Annotated in this window: 20 protein-coding genes; 14 read left to right on the top strand and 6 right to left on the bottom strand. The window is 30.2% G+C overall.

Going from position 1 to position 18,926, the window contains the following annotated elements; all coding sequences use genetic code 11:
- Positions 1 to 2 precede the first annotated feature (2 nt).
- From ACN5J5_RS04120 to ACN5J5_RS04105, 4 genes are all read left to right on the top strand, one after another.
- Entirely contained in the window at positions 3 to 482 is a 480-nt protein-coding gene (locus tag ACN5J5_RS04120; protein WP_418646041.1) for a hypothetical protein, read from the top strand.
- Complete coding sequence (locus ACN5J5_RS04115) at positions 472 to 2,181, top strand: ATP-binding protein (protein WP_418646040.1); 1,710 nt, start codon at positions 472 to 474, stop codon at positions 2,179 to 2,181. Before ACN5J5_RS04120 ends, ACN5J5_RS04115 begins: the two co-directional genes overlap by 11 nt.
- An 81-nt stretch (positions 2,182 to 2,262) precedes the next feature.
- A complete protein-coding gene (locus ACN5J5_RS04110; RefSeq protein ID WP_418646039.1) occupies positions 2,263 to 3,006 on the top strand; it encodes a LytR/AlgR family response regulator transcription factor in 744 nt (247 codons plus the stop codon).
- Between the two features lie 335 nt (positions 3,007 to 3,341).
- The gene (locus ACN5J5_RS04105; protein WP_418646038.1) at positions 3,342 to 3,899 is read left to right on the top strand and encodes an MOSC domain-containing protein; all 558 of its coding nucleotides are present in this window, start codon (positions 3,342 to 3,344) and stop codon (positions 3,897 to 3,899) included.
- Positions 3,900 to 3,952: 53 nt separating this feature from the next.
- Here ACN5J5_RS04105 and ACN5J5_RS04100 read toward each other — a convergent pair whose 3' ends face one another.
- The 5 genes from ACN5J5_RS04100 to ACN5J5_RS04080 all read right to left on the bottom strand — a co-directional run bounded on the left by ACN5J5_RS04100 (position 3,953) and on the right by ACN5J5_RS04080 (position 7,658).
- Positions 3,953 to 4,483 carry a hypothetical protein gene (locus tag ACN5J5_RS04100; RefSeq protein WP_418646037.1) on the bottom strand — a complete coding sequence of 177 codons (531 nt, stop codon included), beginning with the start codon at positions 4,481 to 4,483 and terminating at the stop codon, positions 3,953 to 3,955.
- A 78-nt stretch (positions 4,484 to 4,561) separates the two neighbouring features.
- Positions 4,562 to 6,130, bottom strand: a complete 1,569-nt coding sequence (locus tag ACN5J5_RS04095) for a S41 family peptidase (RefSeq protein WP_418646036.1) — start codon at positions 6,128 to 6,130, stop codon at positions 4,562 to 4,564.
- The gene (locus ACN5J5_RS04090; RefSeq protein ID WP_418646528.1) at positions 6,117 to 6,548 is read right to left on the bottom strand and encodes a deoxycytidylate deaminase; all 432 of its coding nucleotides are present in this window, start codon (positions 6,546 to 6,548) and stop codon (positions 6,117 to 6,119) included. The genes ACN5J5_RS04095 and ACN5J5_RS04090 overlap by 14 nt, the downstream gene beginning before the upstream one ends.
- Positions 6,549 to 6,605: 57 nt before the next feature.
- The gene (locus ACN5J5_RS04085) at positions 6,606 to 7,187 is read right to left on the bottom strand and encodes a HupE/UreJ family protein (RefSeq protein WP_418646035.1); all 582 of its coding nucleotides are present in this window, start codon (positions 7,185 to 7,187) and stop codon (positions 6,606 to 6,608) included.
- Positions 7,188 to 7,196: 9 nt separating this feature from the next.
- Positions 7,197 to 7,658 (bottom strand): Lrp/AsnC ligand binding domain-containing protein, encoded by a 462-nt coding sequence (locus ACN5J5_RS04080; RefSeq protein ID WP_418646034.1) that lies wholly within the window; start codon positions 7,656 to 7,658, stop codon positions 7,197 to 7,199.
- 95 nt (positions 7,659 to 7,753) lie between these two features.
- Here ACN5J5_RS04080 and ACN5J5_RS04075 point away from each other — a divergent pair, with 95 nt between their 5' ends.
- From ACN5J5_RS04075 to ACN5J5_RS04055, 5 genes are all read left to right on the top strand, one after another.
- A complete protein-coding gene (locus ACN5J5_RS04075) occupies positions 7,754 to 8,377 on the top strand; it encodes a DUF2975 domain-containing protein (RefSeq protein WP_418646033.1) in 624 nt (207 codons plus the stop codon).
- A gap of 159 nt (positions 8,378 to 8,536) precedes the next feature.
- Entirely contained in the window at positions 8,537 to 9,040 is a 504-nt protein-coding gene (locus ACN5J5_RS04070; RefSeq protein WP_418646032.1) for a DUF2975 domain-containing protein, read from the top strand.
- Between the two features lie 2 nt (positions 9,041 to 9,042).
- A complete protein-coding gene (locus ACN5J5_RS04065) occupies positions 9,043 to 9,249 on the top strand; it encodes a helix-turn-helix domain-containing protein (RefSeq protein WP_218771573.1) in 207 nt (68 codons plus the stop codon).
- Positions 9,250 to 9,276: 27 nt separating this feature from the next.
- On the top strand, positions 9,277 to 10,533 hold the full coding sequence (locus ACN5J5_RS04060) for a Y-family DNA polymerase (protein ID WP_418646031.1): 1,257 nt from the start codon (positions 9,277 to 9,279) through the stop codon (positions 10,531 to 10,533).
- A gap of 3 nt (positions 10,534 to 10,536) precedes the next feature.
- Positions 10,537 to 10,974 (top strand): LexA family protein, encoded by a 438-nt coding sequence (locus tag ACN5J5_RS04055; protein WP_418646030.1) that lies wholly within the window; start codon positions 10,537 to 10,539, stop codon positions 10,972 to 10,974.
- A 56-nt stretch (positions 10,975 to 11,030) separates the two neighbouring features.
- Here ACN5J5_RS04055 and ACN5J5_RS04050 read toward each other — a convergent pair whose 3' ends face one another.
- Positions 11,031 to 11,441, bottom strand: a complete 411-nt coding sequence (locus ACN5J5_RS04050; RefSeq protein ID WP_418646029.1) for a BrxA/BrxB family bacilliredoxin — start codon at positions 11,439 to 11,441, stop codon at positions 11,031 to 11,033.
- A 118-nt stretch (positions 11,442 to 11,559) separates the two neighbouring features.
- Here ACN5J5_RS04050 and ACN5J5_RS04045 point away from each other — a divergent pair, with 118 nt between their 5' ends.
- The 5 genes from ACN5J5_RS04045 (at position 11,560) to ACN5J5_RS04025 (ending at position 18,890) form a co-directional block, all read left to right on the top strand.
- Positions 11,560 to 12,318 (top strand): TerB family tellurite resistance protein, encoded by a 759-nt coding sequence (locus tag ACN5J5_RS04045; protein WP_418646028.1) that lies wholly within the window; start codon positions 11,560 to 11,562, stop codon positions 12,316 to 12,318.
- A 47-nt stretch (positions 12,319 to 12,365) separates the two neighbouring features.
- Complete coding sequence (locus ACN5J5_RS04040; protein WP_418646027.1) at positions 12,366 to 14,288, top strand: OmpA family protein; 1,923 nt, start codon at positions 12,366 to 12,368, stop codon at positions 14,286 to 14,288.
- Positions 14,289 to 14,403: 115 nt separating this feature from the next.
- Entirely contained in the window at positions 14,404 to 17,802 is a 3,399-nt protein-coding gene (ileS, locus tag ACN5J5_RS04035) for an isoleucine--tRNA ligase (RefSeq protein ID WP_418646026.1), read from the top strand.
- Positions 17,803 to 17,806: 4 nt separating this feature from the next.
- On the top strand, positions 17,807 to 18,184 hold the full coding sequence (locus tag ACN5J5_RS04030) for a TraR/DksA family transcriptional regulator (protein WP_418646527.1): 378 nt from the start codon (positions 17,807 to 17,809) through the stop codon (positions 18,182 to 18,184).
- A gap of 67 nt (positions 18,185 to 18,251) precedes the next feature.
- Complete coding sequence (locus tag ACN5J5_RS04025) at positions 18,252 to 18,890, top strand: hypothetical protein (protein WP_418646025.1); 639 nt, start codon at positions 18,252 to 18,254, stop codon at positions 18,888 to 18,890.
- The last annotated feature ends 36 nt before the right edge of the window (positions 18,891 to 18,926 follow it).

Below are 18,926 nucleotides of genomic sequence, written 5' to 3'. Positions count from 1 at the left end.
AGATGAGTATAACAACTAACGGAGTAACATTGAACTTAGTGCAGTTTTTAGAATTTGACACAAATATTCCTGCTGCAAATAAACCATCAGGACCATTGGTAAATATTTCAGGTATTAAAGGTGGTAATAATACACCGTATACTATGACAGTGTTGGCGTATTTGCCGAGTAATGCATTAAATTCAGTAGAAAACACTAGTGGTTTAGCATTAAAAGATAATACAGTTTATCTAAATTATTACGGAATTACACCTACAACAGTTTTGAAAAAAGACGGAACTCCTGAGGTTATTGATTGTAGAGATTTTCGTGTAGAATTTAACTGTAAAGAAGAAACTACTGAGTACGATTTGTACTATGTACAGTTTACTTATCAAATAAATGATGGCACTTCGGCTAACGCAACCTTATTAAGAGATGAAGATGAAGATCCTGAGACGGATAGAGGAACTGTTACTATGCCTGCAAATGATGGTCAGTAGAGTTATATCTATTTGTTTTTTTTTAATAACAATTGTTAGTTTTTCACAAGAAGCGAAAATTAACGATCTGGAAATTTTATATAATGAAGGAGATTATATATCTAACTCGACCAAGAATAAAAATTTTATTAAAGCCTATAAATATTATAGAGAAAAGAAATATGATTCTTGTTATGCATATTGTAGTAAAGCTATTTTAAATGCTCTTTCAAAAGAAGAAAAAAATATTTTAAATTATATTCAAGGTGTTAGTGCAATAGAAAAAGCGTTATATAAAAAAGCGTTAGAGAATATATTACTTGTATCTGATCAGAAATATGAAAATTTAAAACAACAAAAGTTAGGTAGAATTTACCTCAGTTTAAAAGATTATGATAAAGCAATATTTCATTATGAAAAATGGAATAAGAATAATAATAAAGATTTAAACTTTAAAAAATCATCATATCATAATTTAGGATTATGTTATATACATAAGAAAAACTATAAGAAGGCTAAGGGATATTTTTCAAAAGAACTTTCTCTTATTAAAAGCAATGATACTTTGGCTTTGGTAAGAGCTAAAATGGATTTAGCAAATGTTTATTATAATCAATATTTAGATGATGAGGCTATTCCTTTATTTAAAGAAGCCTATGATTTAGCAAGGTCTTTTACAGATATTGAATTAAAACAATATACGGCTAAAAATATGGCTGTAGTAGAGAAGAATAGAAAGAACTTTAAAAAAAGTGTTGGTTATTATATTGAATTTGGTAAATGGAAAGATTCTATTTGGAATAGAGATAAAATTTGGGAACTTACCGAGAAAGATAAAAAAATAGCAGTTGCACAAAAACAACAAGAAATAGCAGTGCAAGATGAGCAAATAAAACGCCAAAAAGTAGTTCAAAAAGGATTAGTTTTAGGGGCTTCTGGTTTGTTAGTGTTTTTAGGAGGATTGGCTTTTTTTTATAGAAAACTACAAAGTAAAAATAAACTTATTGTTGAGCAAAAGGAGGCTTTAAATGTGGCTAATAATACCAAAAATTATTTATTCTCGGTAGTGTCACACGATTTGCGTTCGCCTATAAATAGTATAAAAAGGCAGCATCAAAAACTAGCAAAACATATTGCTAATAATGATTTATTAGCAATTAAAGAAGCTACAAAATCGGCTATTGCAGTTACCGAAAGTACGAGTCATTTATTAAATAATGTTTTACATTGGTCGTTAGAACAAAGTAATCAATTAAATTTTTCTCAAGAAGAACATGTTTTACAACCTGTTATAGAGCAAGTATTATTTGATTATGAAGATTTAGCGGAAGCAAAAGCTATTTCGATTATTAGTGATTTAGAAAGTGGAATTCTTGTGTTAACAGACAAAGAATCGTTAAAAATTGTACTTCGAAATTTAATTGATAACTCAATAAAATACATGAATGGTTCTGGAAGTATTTCTGTGAAAACAAAAAAACACTCAACTACTTTGGCTCGAATCGAAATAAAAGATTCTGGTATGGGAATATCAGAAGAAAAACTTCAAAAAATAAATGCTTTAAAAGATTTATCTATCGATAAGATAGATCGCTCTAAAGGAATCGGATTAGGTTTGTTATTATGTCAAACGTTAATCAAGAAAAATAACGGAACATTGTTTTTTGAAAGTGAAGAAGGAGTATGTACAACCGCAGTTATATTAATGCCCTTGGTTTAAGTGTTTTTTAATGATTTTTGAGTAAAAGTAAATCATCAAAATATGTATCTTCGTAAACAGAGTGTATAAAACATAAATTTGATGAATAATTTACGATTACTACTTTTAGAAGATTTAGACGAAGAAGCTACAGATATTATCGACTTTTTAGAAGAAAATAATTACGAAGTTATTCGAGTAAAAAATGCTATTGAAGCCGAAAAAGAAATTAAAAATTGTTTTTTTGATATCATTTTACTTGATATTATGATTGATGGAAAACCAGAAGGCATTTCATTGGCTCATCGTTTAAATAGGCAAAATGTAAATATTCCTTTTTTATTTTTAACAAGTATGCAAAGTAAGGCTGTTTTTAACGAAGCTAAACTTACAAATCCGTACACATATTTACTAAAACCATTTAATAAATTAGAGTTATTATATTCTTTAGAACTCGCTTTAGAAAAATTTCATCAACAATCAAGTAGTATTAGTTTAAGTGATGAAAATGCAGTTATAAGTCCGTCTTTTTTATTCGTAAAAAAGAAACGTAGTATTATGAAAGTAGATATTACGTCTATTATTTATGTTGAAGTTAAAGAAAAGTACTGCAAATTAGTTTGTAGTGAAGGAGAGTATTTAATAAAGCTTTCATTAACAAAAATAAAAGAACTTTTAGGAACGACCGATTTTACACAAACTCATAGAAATTACCTGGTTAATGTAAAAAAGATTCAAGAAATTTATTTTGAAGATAATTTATTGGTTTTAGAAAACAACCATCAAATAGCATTTAGCGAACGATTTAAAAATCAGTTTATAAAAAGCAATACTATTTTTAGATAAAAGCAGTAAAAAATATAATGCACTCCCCCCGAAGCTAGTTACGTTAATTACCGCTTTTTTAATTATAACCAATTAAAAAAGGTAGATGATAATTCATAGTTTCCCCTTATTAACTATGGTAAAACTACCTTTTTTAAAGGTTGTAAGATTAAAAAATTAATCTTTTAGTTAAAAAAATCCCCTTATAATATTTTAACTGATGTAAATATAGCAAGCATTTTTATTTAACGTTTAGGTAAATTCCTTTAAAGGGCTAAATAAGGTAAGCACTGTATTAAAAAAAGGTATAAGTGTTTTGAAAGAAAAAAATGTATTTTAATATAAAAATATACTAAATGAAAATTATTGCAACAAATATTGGTGAACGCAAAGAAATAGATTGGAAAGGAAAGTTAGTTACTACAGGTATTTTTAAATTTCCAGTAAAAACACCTGTTTTTTTAGATATTGAAGATGTAAAAGGCGATACTATTTGTAATAGAGAAAATCATGGAGGAATAGAACAAGCAGTTTATGGATATTCTGAAAAGCATTATATTTATTGGAAAGCGTTTTTTCCAAATTTAGATTGGCAATTCGGAATATTTGGTGAAAATTTAACGATTGATGATTTAGATGAAGCTAAGTTACATGTTGGCGACACTTTTAAAGTAGGAGAAACTGTTTTAGAGGTAACTAAGCCACGAGAACCTTGTATGAAGTTAGGAGTGCGTTTTAACAATATGAAAATTGTAAAACAGTTTTGGCAACAAGATTTACCAGGAGTTTATTTTAAGGTTTTAAAAACTGGCTTTGTAAAGGTTGGAGATAAGTTTGAACAATTAAAATCGTGTAAAGAAAATCCAACAATTACTGAGGTTTATCAACAAAAAAGAGCAGAAAACGGAATTTAATTTTTTAAGATAAACTAAAACCTAAATATAATATTTAGGTTTTATAATGGGGATTACTGAAAAAACGGATTATTAAATTGTTGATATGTTAATACAGAGCAGTCTCCTATAGATTGTTCTGAAGCATAAACAATATTATTTTCATTTAAATATGTAATTGTAAAGTTTTGCTGATCACCAGAGCGATAAATAATAGTTATTTTATTTTTTTTGCTAGATGTCCATTTCCAACCTCCTGCATTAGAAGCTGTGCCATCTTTATTTAGTTTAACAAAAAGAGTACCATCGGTCGCAAAAGCAAAATACCCAGCATTATGTATGTTATTACGATTGCGACAATCTTCATTATTAAAAATAAATTCTGAAGTTAAATGAGACCACCATTTTTGAATGTTTTTGTTTGAAGCAGCATTTTCGTTTCCGGTTAACATCAGATCTCTTAAATTTGCTTCAACAATTTCACCACTAGGTACATTAGAAAAATTATCTAGTTTTTCTTCTGCTTCCTCATTACTAGAACAAGAAATTAATAAAACAGCCAAAAAAAATAAAGAAAGTAATTTTTTAAGATTTTTTAAAATCATTTTCGGGTGTTTTTTCGTTAGGTACTTGTAAATGTACAAATACAAGTAGGTGAAAAAAATACCTAAAAATGAGTATTTTTATTGGGATAAATCTTCTAATTCAAATACTTTTTGAAGCATTTTATCGTCAATTTGATTTACTTTATATAAACCTTCATCGCTAAAAAGTTCTCTTGCAATTAATGTTTTTAAGTTCCTTTTAAGTTGATTCTTTATTTTGTTAGAAAGTTTATAACCTTCTAATTTTTTTAAGAATTCTGTAGAAACTTTATTGTCTGAATCAAAATTTTTAATAAACTCTTTTACTGTTGTTTTTGCAAGTTTTTTACGATTTGTATCCACATAATTAAAAGCAAAATTGTTTAAAGGTCTAAAAAATATTGTTGGTATATAAGCTGAGGTATCAACAGATACAAAGTAATCAGGAATTATACCTCCGCCACCGTACACCGTTTTGCCTTTTGGAGTTTTAAATTTTAAACTATCAATAGTTCTTATACTGTCTTTACTAAAAAGCTCGCCACTAATATAACGATTGTCGATGTCGCTGCTATAATTAGCAGTTTTATCGCCTTTAATATAGGGTTTTTGAATAGAGCGACCTGTGGGTGTGTAATAACGAGCTGTTGTTAAACGCACTGCAGAACCATCACCTAAATCCATTTCTTGTTGCACTAATCCTTTACCAAAAGAACGGCGTCCAATAATAATTCCTTTGTCGTTGTCTTGTAAAGCTCCTGCAACAATTTCTGAAGCCGAAGCCGAATTTTCGTCAATTAAAACATACAAACCACCTTTTTCAAAATCACCTTTTTCGGTAGCAAACGATTCGTTAATATCACCTTTATTATTTTTTGTAAACACAATTAATTTATCATCTTCTAAAAACTCATCAACAATACTATTGGCAATATCAATAAATCCACCGCCATTTCCACGAAGATCTAAAACTAAATCTGTCATTCCGTTTTCTTTAAGAGCGTCTAATGAAGTTTTAAATTCGGTGTACGAATTACGAGCAAAACGATTTAGTTTTATATAACCAATACTGTCGTTTAACATGTAAGCAACATCAACACTTTTAATATTTACTTTGCCTCTGTTTATGGTTACGTTAAAAATACTATCGGTTGTTTTTCGATAAATTTGTACTTTAACTTTCGTGTTTGGTTTGCCTTTTAAGGCTTTCATTATTTGATTAGTTTGTAGCTTTTTATTGTATAAAGTATCGTTGTCAGCAAGTAAAATTCTGTCGCCAGCTTTAATACCTTCTTTTATACTTGGACCACCTTTTATTGGTGAAATAACAGTAATAGTATCACCAATCATACGAAATTGTACGCCGATACCAACAAAATTACCTTGCATGTTTTCGGTAACTAATTGCAAGTTTTCTTTCGGAATATAAACAGAGTGCGGATCGAGTTTACCTAGCATTTCGGTAATTGCTCCATCTAATAATTCATCTGTATTTACATTATCAACATAATCACTTTGAATGTAATCTATTAATCGTTTTATTTTTTTTTCGTTGGATGAATTTTTGCCAATAAAATTGGTAGTATTTCCTTTACCAAAAAAAGTTCCGATAAGAATACCGAAAACGACTGCGATTGAAAAATATATAGGTAAATTATTCTTGTTCATAAGGTAAATGGGTGAGTTCAACACCTGCTTTTTCTAAAAAATCTACACCAGAAGTGTCTTTATAAGCATCAGCATACACTACGCGTTTTATACCTGCTTGATGAATTAGTTTACTACATTGTTGGCAAGGTGAAAGTGTAATATATAAAGTAGCTCCTTTACACGATTGTGTAGAAGCAGCAACTTTTAAAATAGCATTTGCTTCAGCATGTAAAACATACCATTTAGTGTAACCATCTTCGTCTTCACAATAATTTTCAAATCCGGATGGCGTACCGTTGTATCCATCAGAAATTATCATACGATCTTTAACAATTATAGCACCTACTTGTTTGCGTTTACAATGTGATAATTTACCCCATTCTTGCGCCATTTTTAAATAAGCTTTGTCGTATTTTAACTGTTTTTTATTCAAAATTAAAAATTATGTGAATTGCTAATATAGTTAGTTTTAAAAAGCTGCGACGTTAATTTTTTACCAAAAAACGCGATTCATCATCATTTGAAAAGCAAATCCGATTACGATAGATGAGATGATTAAAATCCAATCGCGACGGTTTACACCAAATATTGATTGCGCCAAGGTTCCTACCAATAAAATAAATAAAACAATTATAATTTGCGCAGCTTCTACACCAATTGCAAATTCTAAAAGCGGCATTAATTTATCAGAAGTTTTACCAATCATTATTTTAAAATAGTTAGAAAAACCGAGTCCGTGAATTAATCCGAAGAAAAGTGCAAAAAACAAATTCTGATTTTCTTTTCCTACGGATGCTTTTTTAGCCGTTAAAACATTCATTAAACCGGTAATAAAAATGGTTAGCGGAATTAAAAACTCCACCAAATCTGCTCTAACATTTATAATTCCGTAAGCAGAAAGCGCCAATGTTATTGAATGACCGATGGTAAATAGTGTAATTAACCACAGTACTTTGGTCCATTGTTTAAATTGATAAACAACGGCTAACACGATTAAAAATAAAATATGGTCGTAGGCTTTAATGTCTAATACATGAAATAAGCCCATTTTAAAGTAGAAAATAAATTCGTTCATTCGGGGTTTTTAAATTTTTATTTGTCGATCTATTTGTTGGTCTAAAGATATAAAAGTTTCTGTTCTCGACACCCCTTTTATGTTTTGAATATCTTTATTTAACAAGTGCATTAAATCTTCGTTGTTTTTACAAAGTATTTTAATAAAAATAGCGTAGTTACCAGTGGTGTAATGGCTTTCAACAATTTCTGGAATTTCTTTTAAACGTTTTATTGCTGATGAATATAAACTTGAAGAATCTAAAAATACCCCTACGAAAGCGGTCGTATTATAGCCTAAAGCCTTTGGGTTTAACACCATTTTATAACCATCAATTAAATTAGAAGCATCTAATTTTCGTAAACGTTGATGTATGGCAGCTCCTGAAATTCCTACTTCGCGGGCAATACTTAAAATGGGAGTTCGTGCATCATTAACCAGCCGTTTAATAATAATTTTGTCAATTCCGTCAATCTTTAATTTCTTAGTCATGCAGCAAAAATAAGAAAAGTTTAATTATCAATATTTAATAATAAATTATTGTTTTTCGATAATTTTATTATATTTGTAGTGTAAATGAATTAATTATGAAAACAGAAAAAACATTAAAGGTCTCTTCTTATTTCTTGAAATTTTTAATGACAATGCAAGTTGTTATTTGTTTAGGGTTAGCATTTGTATATTTTCATTCAATGGTTTCTTCAGAAAAATATACTAGTTTAATTATTACAGAAGAAAGAGGTCTGAGTTTTAGATTTGATGTAAAAGAAATTCCAACAACTTATAGTCAATGGAAAGAGACAAAACAATATATGCATTATAATTTGCTAGATGGTTATTCTAAATTTTATGTTATTTGGTCGTTAATTATAAATTTTATAGGGTGCTTTTTTATCCTTTATCTATTTAATGTTTTTTTAAAAAACACCAAAAACTTGCAGTTATTCTTTAATTCAAATATTAAGATTTTACAGAAAATAATTGTAATAACTACAGGGTTGTTTGTTTTTAACTTTCTTTTAAGTACCGTAATGTTAAAACGAATTTCTATGGTTTTTTATGAAACGGATATTCCTCATCATATTGTAAAAGAAAAGGTGTCTTTTGAGTTTTTGTTTTGCTATCCATTAGCCATTATTTTCTTTTTCGTTTTAAGAGAGGTGTTTAAAAGAGGACAGGAATTAAAGCAGGAAAACGATTTAACGATATAAAATTTATAGGGAAATCAAACTTATTCAAAACTCAATATCAGTTCGTCATTCTGAATTTATTTCAGAATCACATTTTACAGTAAGCTGTAGTTGTGATGAGAACCTGAAACAAGTTCAGGTTGACGTAACCTGAATTATTAAATCAAAAAAATAATAATTATGAGAAAATTACACATACTTAAAAGCCTGGTTGACTTTCTTTTTATAACCACAAGTTGCGTAGTTCCTTTTTTAATTTTAGGAATGCCAACAGTTTTTATACTGTCAGAAAATATTACAAGTGATTTTTTAAAAATAAATATTACCGAAAGTATAACGATACTGCACAAAGTTTTTTTCGCGATTTTTTTACTTTCTTATTTGTTGATTTATTACACGATTTATAAATTCAGATTGGTTTTAAATGAATTTGTTCGCGCTCGAATTTTTACAGAAAAAGTAATTGCAAACTTAAAATCAGCAGGAAACATTTTAATGATAGCAGGTTTATTAATGATTATAAGTGAAGTAGGATTTAATTTAATTATCGAATCTATAATAAGTTTTAATTTTGGAATCAGCACACATTATTTATGTATTTGCTTCGGGTTGTTTTTTGTGGTGCTTTCTGAAATTTTTAAAGTATCTAAAAACATGAAACAAGAAAACGATCTAACAATATAACTATGCCGATAATTGTAAACTTAGATGTAATGCTTGCCAAACGCAAGATGAAAAGTAAAGATTTGGCAGAAATTGTGGGGATAACTACGGCAAATTTATCCATCTTAAAATCAGGAAAAGCTAAGGCAATTCGATTTTCAACTTTAGAGGCAATTTGTAAAGCTTTAGAATGTCAGCCAGCAGATATTTTAGAATTTGTAGAAGACTAAAACCACAGATGTATTACTTTTACAAACATGTATGCACTTGTAGATTGTAATAATTTTTATGCTTCTTGTGAACGGGTTTTTAATCCGAATTTACAAGGAAAACCAGTTGCTGTTTTAAGCAATAATGATGGTTGTGTAATTGCGATGAGCGACGAGGCTAAAAACATAAACCTACCGTTTGGTGCGCCAATTTTTAAATGGGAACAGTTTTGTAAAACACATAATATTACAGTATTGTCTTCCAATTATCCGCTGTATGGTGATATGAGCACTCGAGTAATGAAAATATTAGAGCAGTTTTCTCCAGATATTGAAGTGTATTCCATCGATGAAGCTTTTTTACAATTTAAAGGATTCGAAAATTATAATTTCGAAAAATACGGAACCGAAATTAGAAGTAAAGTTTTACAGTGGACAGGGATTCCAACCTGTGTAGGTATCGCACCAACCAAAGCATTAACTAAAATAGCGAATAAGATTGCGCGTAAATATCCGAAGCAAACAAAAGGAGTGTATGTAATAGATTCGGATGAGAAAAGAATAAAAGCATTAAAATGGACAGCGATAGAAAACGTTTGGGGTATTGGTAATCGTTTGGCTAAAAAATTAAAATCAAAAGGATGTGTAAAAGCGTATGATTTTACACAATTAGATGATACTTGGGTTCGTAAAAACTTATCAATCACCATTTGGAAATTGAAAAAAGACTTAGAAGGAGATTCTAAGATATTCCTAGACGAGCCAGTTACCAAAAAAGCAATTGCTACCACCCGAAGTTTCGAACATACTTTTTCTGATATTGATAATATAAAAGAGCGAATTTCAACCTTTGCAGTAAGTTGTGCAGAAAAATTACGCAAGCAAAATTCAAGTTGCCATATGGTTATGGTTGTGTTGCATAGCGACCGCCATAAAAAAGATAGCGAACAGCATCGTGCAAGTAGAACGGTTGTTTTTTCATATCCAACAGATTCAACTTTAACAATAAGCAAAAGCGCTGTAGAAGCCGTAAAAACTATTTTTAAAAAAGGCATAAAATACAAGCGAGCAGGAGTTGTTGTAACAGGATTAGTGCCGTCGGATAATTATCAAATAAACATGTTTGAAACTGAAAATCCGAAGCATAAACCACTAATGCAAGCAATTGATAAAATAAATCAGGCTTTTAAGTCAGATAAGGTTAAATTAGCAAATCAAGATTTAAAACGTACTTGGAAAATGCGTCAAGAGCGATTATCGCCAAAATACACCACAAATATTAACGATATTATTAGGGTAAAATAATTTATGAAAACAACAGAAGCATTAACTTTTTTATTGCCAAAAGAAATGAATGAAAGTGCAGGGGCAATTTTTATGGATATTGGTATTTCTGCTGGATTTCCTTCGCCTGCGGATGATTTTAAAGAAACACGTATTTCGTTAGATGAAGAATTGATACGAAATAAAGAAGCTACTTTTTTTGCCAAAGTTAGCGGTCAATCTATGATTGGAGCAGGTTTAGATGATAACGATTTATTGGTAATTGATAGAAGTATTTCGCCAACAAATAATAAAATAGCGGTCTGTTTTTTAGACGGAGAATTTACCGTAAAACGATTAAGAGTAGAAAAAGATGAGGTTTGGTTGCAACCTGAAAATCCAGACTATCCAATCATAAAAATTACCGAAGAGAATAATTTTATTATTTGGGGTATTGTTACCAGTGTAATAAAAAAAGTATAACAAAAAAATCCAGCAAGCTTGCTGGATTTTTTTTATGTTTTAACGTTAAATGTTAATTAACAAAACTCATCGTAAGCTGCTGCTAAATTCTGAGCGATAGCTTGTGCCGAACGACCTTCAATATGATGACGTTCTAACATGTGTACTAAGTTACCATCTTTAAATAACGCAATTGCAGGAGATGACGGAGGAAATGGAATCATGTGTTCTCTTGCTTTTGCTGTAGATTCTTTTTCTACACCTGCAAAAACAGTTGTTAAGTTTGTAGGCGTTTTATCAGCGCCTAAAGAAGCAATTGCTCCTGGTCTTGCAGTACCAGCTGCACAACCACAAACAGAGTTTACCATTACTAAAGTTGTTCCTTCTTTTGCTAAAGCAGTATCAACATCTTCAGCAGTATATAAAGCGTCAAAACCAGCATCAATTAATTGATCGCGCATTGGTTTTACTAATTCTTCTGGGTACATAATTTTTAATTAAATAATTCAATGCAAAGATACTTTATTTAAAACCAAGAATCAAGCAAAAACAAATGCTGCTTTTTGTAAAGAGTTAATAGTATCTTTGTAGCTTTAAAATTTAAGAATGGGAAAATTTGCAAAATGGCTTGGAGCCGGAGCCGGATTTACAATGGGAGGCCCAATTGGAGCGATTATTGGGTTTGCTGTAGGTAGTTTTATTGATGGTGTTTCGGTTGAAGATTTTACACAAGAACAACAAGAATATCAAAGAAGACCAGAGCCACAAAGAAGAGGAAGGGCTACTTCTGGCGATTTTGAAATCACTTTATTAATTTTAGCATCCGTAGTTATTAAAGCGGATGGTAAAATTGATCAACGAGAGTTAGATTATGTACGCATGCATTTTGTGAAAATGTATGGTAAAGAAAGGGCAAATCATGCTTTTAAATTGTTTAGTGGAATTATTAAAAAACAAATATCAACGCGTCAGGTGTGTATGCAAATTCGCCAGCATATGTCGCACTCTTCTCGATTACAATTAATACATTTTTTATTCGGAATTGCAAAGGCAGATGGCCAAGTAACTTCGCCAGAAGAAGAAGAAATAAGAAAAATTTCAGGATATTTATACATAAATGATTATGATTACTCATCAATAAAAGCAATGTTTTATGATGATTCTGACGGTGCATATAAAATGTTAGAAATAACAAAATCGGCAACAAATGATGAGCTTAAAAAAGCATATAGAAAGATGGCTAAAAAATACCATCCGGATAAATTAGAGGGTTTTGGGGAAGAGCATAAACAAGGTGCAAAAGAAAAATTTCAAAATATTCAAGCTGCGTACGAGCAAATAAAAAAAGAGCGAGGGCTTAATTAAAATAATTTTAAAAAAAGTATATTTACTGTGGGTATAAATTTATAAGGATGAATAAAATAACAATATTATTAGGAGTTATACTGGTTACAACTGTTTCTTTTGGACAAAGAAAGTCAATAGCTGATAGGTTTTTTAATGAATTTGCATACGTGAAATCTGCAGAGTTATATGAAAAAATTTATAATAAAGGTGATGATTCTCAGGAGGTTTTAGGACGTTTGGGAGACTCATATTACTATAATGCTGATTTTTTGCAAGCAGAAAAATGGTATAAACAATTATTTGATACATATGAAAATACGGTTAATTCAGGTTATATTTTTAGATATGCTCAAACATTAAAAAGTAACGGTAAAGTTAAAGAATCTGATAAGTGGATTTTAAAACTAAATAAAATAAAAAAAGATGATAGTAGAGTTAGTCAACTAGAAAAAAATCTTGATTATTTTGTAGAGTACACCAATAAAAAACAAACCTATATAAACGTAAATAACTTATCTGTAAATACTAAATACTCAGATTTTGGAGGATTTATTTTTAATAACGAACTGTATTATTCATCAACAAAACCGATTGATGCTAAAGATAAAAGACTTTACAAATGGAATAATCAACCGCATTTAAATATTTATAAAGCGAAAGAAGATTTTGATTTAGAAAATGATATTTTAGATGTAAAAGAAGAGCTTAGAATTACGTCATTAAGTTCTTTGTACCACGAATCTAACGCTGTAATTACATCAGATAATAAAACGATGTATTTTACAAGAACTAATTCAGAAAATGAAGAGTTAAAGCAAGGCGAAAATAAAGAAGCGAATTTAAAAATATATAAGGCAGAAAATATTGATGGAAAATGGAGTAACATAACTTCTGTTTCTTTTAATAATGATGATTATTCAACAGGACATCCAGCTTTAAGTCCAGACGAAAAAACATTGTATTTTGTTTCTAATATGCCAAACGGATTTGGGTTAACGGATTTATATAAAGTAACGATTTTAGAAGATGGTAGTTTTTCAAAGCCTCAAAATTTAGGAGATAAAATTAATACAGAAGGAAGAGAAATGTTTCCTTTTGTAGGTGAAGACGAAACGTTATATTTTGCATCTGATGGGCATTTGGGTTTAGGAGCTTTAGATGTTCTTGAGGCAAAAAAAGTTAACGAAACATATACTAATCCAGTAAATTTAGGGCCACCAGTTAATAGTCCTTACGATGATTTTTCATTTGTAATTAACAAAAAAAGAAATAACGGATTCTTTTCATCTAATAGAAAAAAAGGAAAAGGAGATGACGATATTTATAGTTTTATTGTAGATGAATGTAAAATAGATGTTTCAGGAAAAGTATTAGATAAAAATACAAATCAGTTAGTAGAAAATGCTTTGGTTAAGTTAGTTGATGCTGAAGGTATTGTATTGGCAGAAAAGAAAACTAAAAGTGATGGAAGTTATGCTTTTGGAGAGGTAGATTGTGAAAAAGAATTCTCTATTGTGGTTACAAAAGAAGACCATAAAGGAGATAATAAAACAATGACCTCACTTGATGAAAAAGAAGAAAAAATAGAGGTAGATTTAAAAGTAGAAGGCTTAATTGTTGAAGATGAGATTGTAATTAGTCCAATTTATTTTGATTTTGATCAACATGATATCCGTGAAGATGCAGCAAGCGAATTAGATCATGTTGTTTCGGTAATGAAAAATCATCCTACAATGGTTATAAAAATCGAATCGCATACTGATAGTAGAGGGGAGCGTAATTACAATAAATTATTATCAGATAAACGTGCAAAATCAACTAGAGATTATATTGTATCTAAAGGAATTTCGTTTGAAAGAATAGAAAGTGCTATAGGATACGGAGAAGCACAATTATTAAATAATTGTAATGATGAAAACGAAGAGAAATGTACAAAAGAAGAGCATCAAAAAAATAGACGTTCTTATTTTTATATCATAAAAAAATAAAAGAACATTGTTATTTTAAAAAGCACCTTATTAATAAGGTGCTTTTTTTATGAGGCAAACCTTACAATTACAAGAAAATACGTAATTTCGCCAATTCAATTAATACAATTACAAAATGAGTACGAAGTTTACTGAATACAAAGGGCTTAACTTGCCAAATGTTGCTGATGAAATTCTTAATTACTGGAAAGAAAACAACATTTTTGAAAAAAGTATAACTACCCGTGATGAAAACAAACCGTTTATCTTTTTTGAAGGACCACCTTCGGCAAATGGTTTACCAGGTATTCACCACGCAATGGGACGTACCATTAAAGATATTTTTTGTCGCTACAAAACCTTAAAAGGATTTCAAGTAAAGCGTAAAGCTGGTTGGGATACCCATGGTTTACCAGTTGAATTAGGGGTTGAAAAAGAACTTGGAATTACCAAAGAAGATATTGGAACAAAAATTACGGTAGAAGAATACAACATTGCTTGTAAAAAAGCAGTGATGAAATACACTGATATTTGGAATAACCTTACCGAAAAAATGGGATATTGGGTAGATATGGAAGATCCGTATGTTACTTATAAGTCAAAATATATGGAAACCGTTTGGTGGTTGTTAAAGCAAATCTATAATAAAGATTTGATGTATAAAGGATATACGATTCAGCCATATTCACCAAAAGCAGGAACAGGATTGAGTTCTCACGAGGTAAATCAACCAGGAGCCTATCAAGATGTTACCGATACTACTGTTGTAGCGCAATTTAAAGCAGTTACCGAAACACTACCAAGTATTTTACAAAACGGTAGCGATGTACATATTTTAGCATGGACAACAACTCCGTGGACCTTACCAAGTAATACCGCATTAACGGTTGGTAACAAGATAGATTATGTATTGGTAAAAACATTTAATCAATATACATTCGAACCTACGCAAGTAATTTTAGGTAAACCTTTAGTTGGAAAACAATTTGCAGGGAAAAAGTTTAAAGCTGTTGAAAACGAAGCAGATTTAGCAAGTTATAAAGCAGAAGACAAACAAATTCCGTATTTCATTGCAGAAGAGTTCAAAGGAGCCGACTTAGTAGGTACTAAATACGAACAATTATTACCTTACGCATTACCATACGAAAATCCGGAAGAAGCATTTAGAGTAATTCCGGGAGATTTTGTTACTACTGAAGATGGTACAGGTATTGTACACACTGCACCAACTTTTGGGGCAGATGATGCCTTGGTTTGTAAAGATGCAGGAGTACCACCAATGTTAGTTAAAGATGCGAATGATAATTTAGTTCCTTTAGTTGATTTACAAGGTAAATTTACCAAAGATGTTGGGGAGTTTGCAGGTATGTATGTAAAGAACGAATATTATGCTGATGGTGAAGCACCCGAAAAATCGGTAGATGTTCAAATCGCAATCAAATTAAAAGAAGAAAATAAAGCCTTTAAGGTAGAGAAATATGTGCACAGTTATCCACATTGTTGGAGAACTGACAAGCCTATTTTATATTACCCACTAGATTCTTGGTTTATAAAAGTAACAGACGTTAAAGAGCGCATGCATTCTTTAAACGAAGAAATTAATTGGAAACCTGAATCAACAGGAACAGGTCGTTTTGGTAACTGGTTAAAAAATGCCAATGATTGGAATTTATCGCGTTCTCGTTTTTGGGGAATTCCGTTACCTGTTTGGAGAACAGAAGATGGTAAAGAAGCTAAAATAATGGGTTCTGTAGCTGAGTTAAAAGAAGAAATGCAAAAAGCTGTAAAAGCTGGCGTAATGTCTGAAGATATTTTTGCCGATTTTGAAATCGGAAACATGTCTGAAGAAAATTATGATACGGTTGATTTACATAAAAATGTAGTTGATAAAATCACCTTAATTTCTGATTCAGGACAGCCAATGCAGCGTGAATCTGATTTAATTGATGTTTGGTTCGATTCTGGTTCTATGCCGTATGCACAATGGCATTATCCGTTTGAAAATAAAGAATTGGTAGAAGAAGGTTGGAAAACAGCCGATTTCATTGCCGAAGGTGTTGATCAAACTCGTGGATGGTTTTATACCTTACACGCTATTGCAACCATGGTTTTTGATGATAAAGCCTATAAAAATGTAGTGTCTAACGGATTGGTGTTAGATAAAAACGGACAAAAAATGTCGAAGCGTTTAGGTAACGGAGTAGATCCGTTTACAACCTTAGATAAATATGGGCCTGATGCTACGCGTTGGTACATGATATCGAACGCAAATCCTTGGGATAATTTAAAGTTCGATTTAGACGGAATTACCGAAGTTAGCAGAAAGTTTTTCGGAACACTTTACAATACATATTCATTTTTTAGTTTATATGCCAACTTAGATAACTTCAATTATAGTGAAGCTGAGGTTGCTTTAAAAGATAGACCAGAAATTGATCGTTGGATTTTATCAGAATTAAATACCTTGGTTAAAAAAGTAGATGCTTTTTATGCCGCTTACGAACCAACAAAAGCAACCAGAGCAATTTCTGACTTTGTACAAGATCATTTAAGTAACTGGTATGTGCGTTTGTGTAGAAGACGTTTTTGGAAAGGCGAATACGCGCAAGATAAAATATCAGCATATCAAACCTTATATACCTGTATGCTTACGGTAGCTAAATTGGCATCACCAGTAGCACCTTTCTTTATGGATAAATTGTATAAAGATTTAGTAAGTACAACAAATATCGAAGGTTTTGACAGTGTACATTTAGCAGAGTTTCCAAAATACAATGCTGATTTAGTTGATAAATCATTAGAACGTAAAATGGAAAACGCACAAACAATATCTTCATTAGTTTTATCGTTAAGAGCTAAAGAAAAGATAAAAGTACGTCAGCCATTACAAAAAATAATGATTCCGGTTTTAGATGCAACTCAAAAAGAAGAAATTTTAGCAGTTGCCGATTTAATTAAATCAGAAGTAAATGTTAAAGAAATAGAGTTGTTAGATGATGCATCTGGTATTTTAGTAAAACAAATAAAACCAAATTTTAAAGCTCTTGGACCAAAGTTTGGAAAAGACATGAAGTTGATTGCTAGTGAGATACAGAAATTTACCCAAGACGACATTATTAAGATAGAAAAAGAAGGAAATATTTCTGTTGAAATTAATGATAAAATGATTACTTTAGAAACCGCTGATGTAGAGATTTCATCTAAAGATATTGAAGGTTGGTTAGTAGCAAATGCAGAGGGTTTAACCGTTGCTTTAGATGTTACCATAAACGAAGATTTACGTAAAGAAGGTGTTGCGAGAGAGTTGATAAACAGAATTCAAAATGCACGTAAAGAAACTGGTTTAGAAGTAACAGATAAAATAAAATTAACCATCTTAAAATCTGCTGACTTACAAGAATCTGTAGCTGCAAATGAAAACTATATAAAAGCTGAAACACTAACAAAAGAATTAATTTTTGTTGATGAATTAGAAAATGGTACAGAAATTGAGTTTGATACCATAAAAAGTAGAATGTTAATTGAAAAAGCATAGCATTATGGAAGATGTTACAATAAGATACTCTGATAGTGATTTACAGGAGTTTAAAGAGATTATTTTAAAGAAAATAGAACACTCTGAAGAAGATTTAAGATTAATTCAATCTTCATACAAGAATGGTTCAGACAATGGTACTGAAGATACTTCGCCAACGTTTAAGTCGTTTGAAGAAGGATCTGATACGATGGCTAAAGAAGCAAATATGCAATTGGCTATTCGTCAAGAAAAATTTATTCGCGATTTAAAAAATGCCTTAATCCGTATTGAAAACAAAACATACGGTGTGTGTAGAGTTACAGGTAAGTTAATTCAAAAAGAGCGTTTAAAATTAGTGCCTCACGCTACATTAAGTATCGAAGCAAAACGTAAACAATAACAATTTGTTAATTGATAAAAATATAAAAAAGTCTCTTTTTAGAGGCTTTTTTTGTTTTAGAAAAGGCTTGTTTGTTTTATTTTTAATAACAAGTTTTACTCTTTTTTCTCAAGAAAAATTAACTGTAAAAAGAGAAATTCAATCTAAAGAAATAGAAATATTTTCTGATGGATTGGATGATATTGTTATCGAAAACTCGTTAAATAACCAACTAGAGGTTGTTTTGTTTGATGAAAACCCCAACACACACCGTATTTTTATAACAGAAGAAAAAGGGGTTTTAAAAGTGAGTTTTAAACTTAATTTTGAGTTTCAGCAAACACAAGTTTTTCGAAAATATATAACCAAACGCTTGCAAAGAGCAAAAGTAGTTCTTAAAATTCCGAAGCATAAAAATGTATTTGTTTACGGACAAACAATAGGAGTAGAAGCTAAAAGTTACCAAGGCGATTTATCAATTTTTATAGATAAAGGAAACGTGAAGCTACATCAAGTAAAAAAAAGTGTTTTGGTTAAGTTGTTTTTAGGCAATGTTTCTGCTCAAATATCAAAAAAAAATGCAATAAATATTAAAACTACTAAAGGAAAAATACTTATTGATAGTCAAAATTATAAAAGTCCGTTTTATAATAAAATAGCAAATCCGTTAGCGTTTAAATTTAATATAGAATCTATTAACGCTAATGTTGTCTTAATTACAAAATAAACCCAATAGTTTTCTTATTTTAGCGGCTATTAAATT

Source organism: Tenacibaculum insulae (assembly GCF_964512435.1).
GTDB lineage: Bacteria > Bacteroidota > Bacteroidia > Flavobacteriales > Flavobacteriaceae > Polaribacter > Polaribacter insulae_A.
This window is presented reverse-complemented; position numbering and strand designations above follow the sequence as displayed.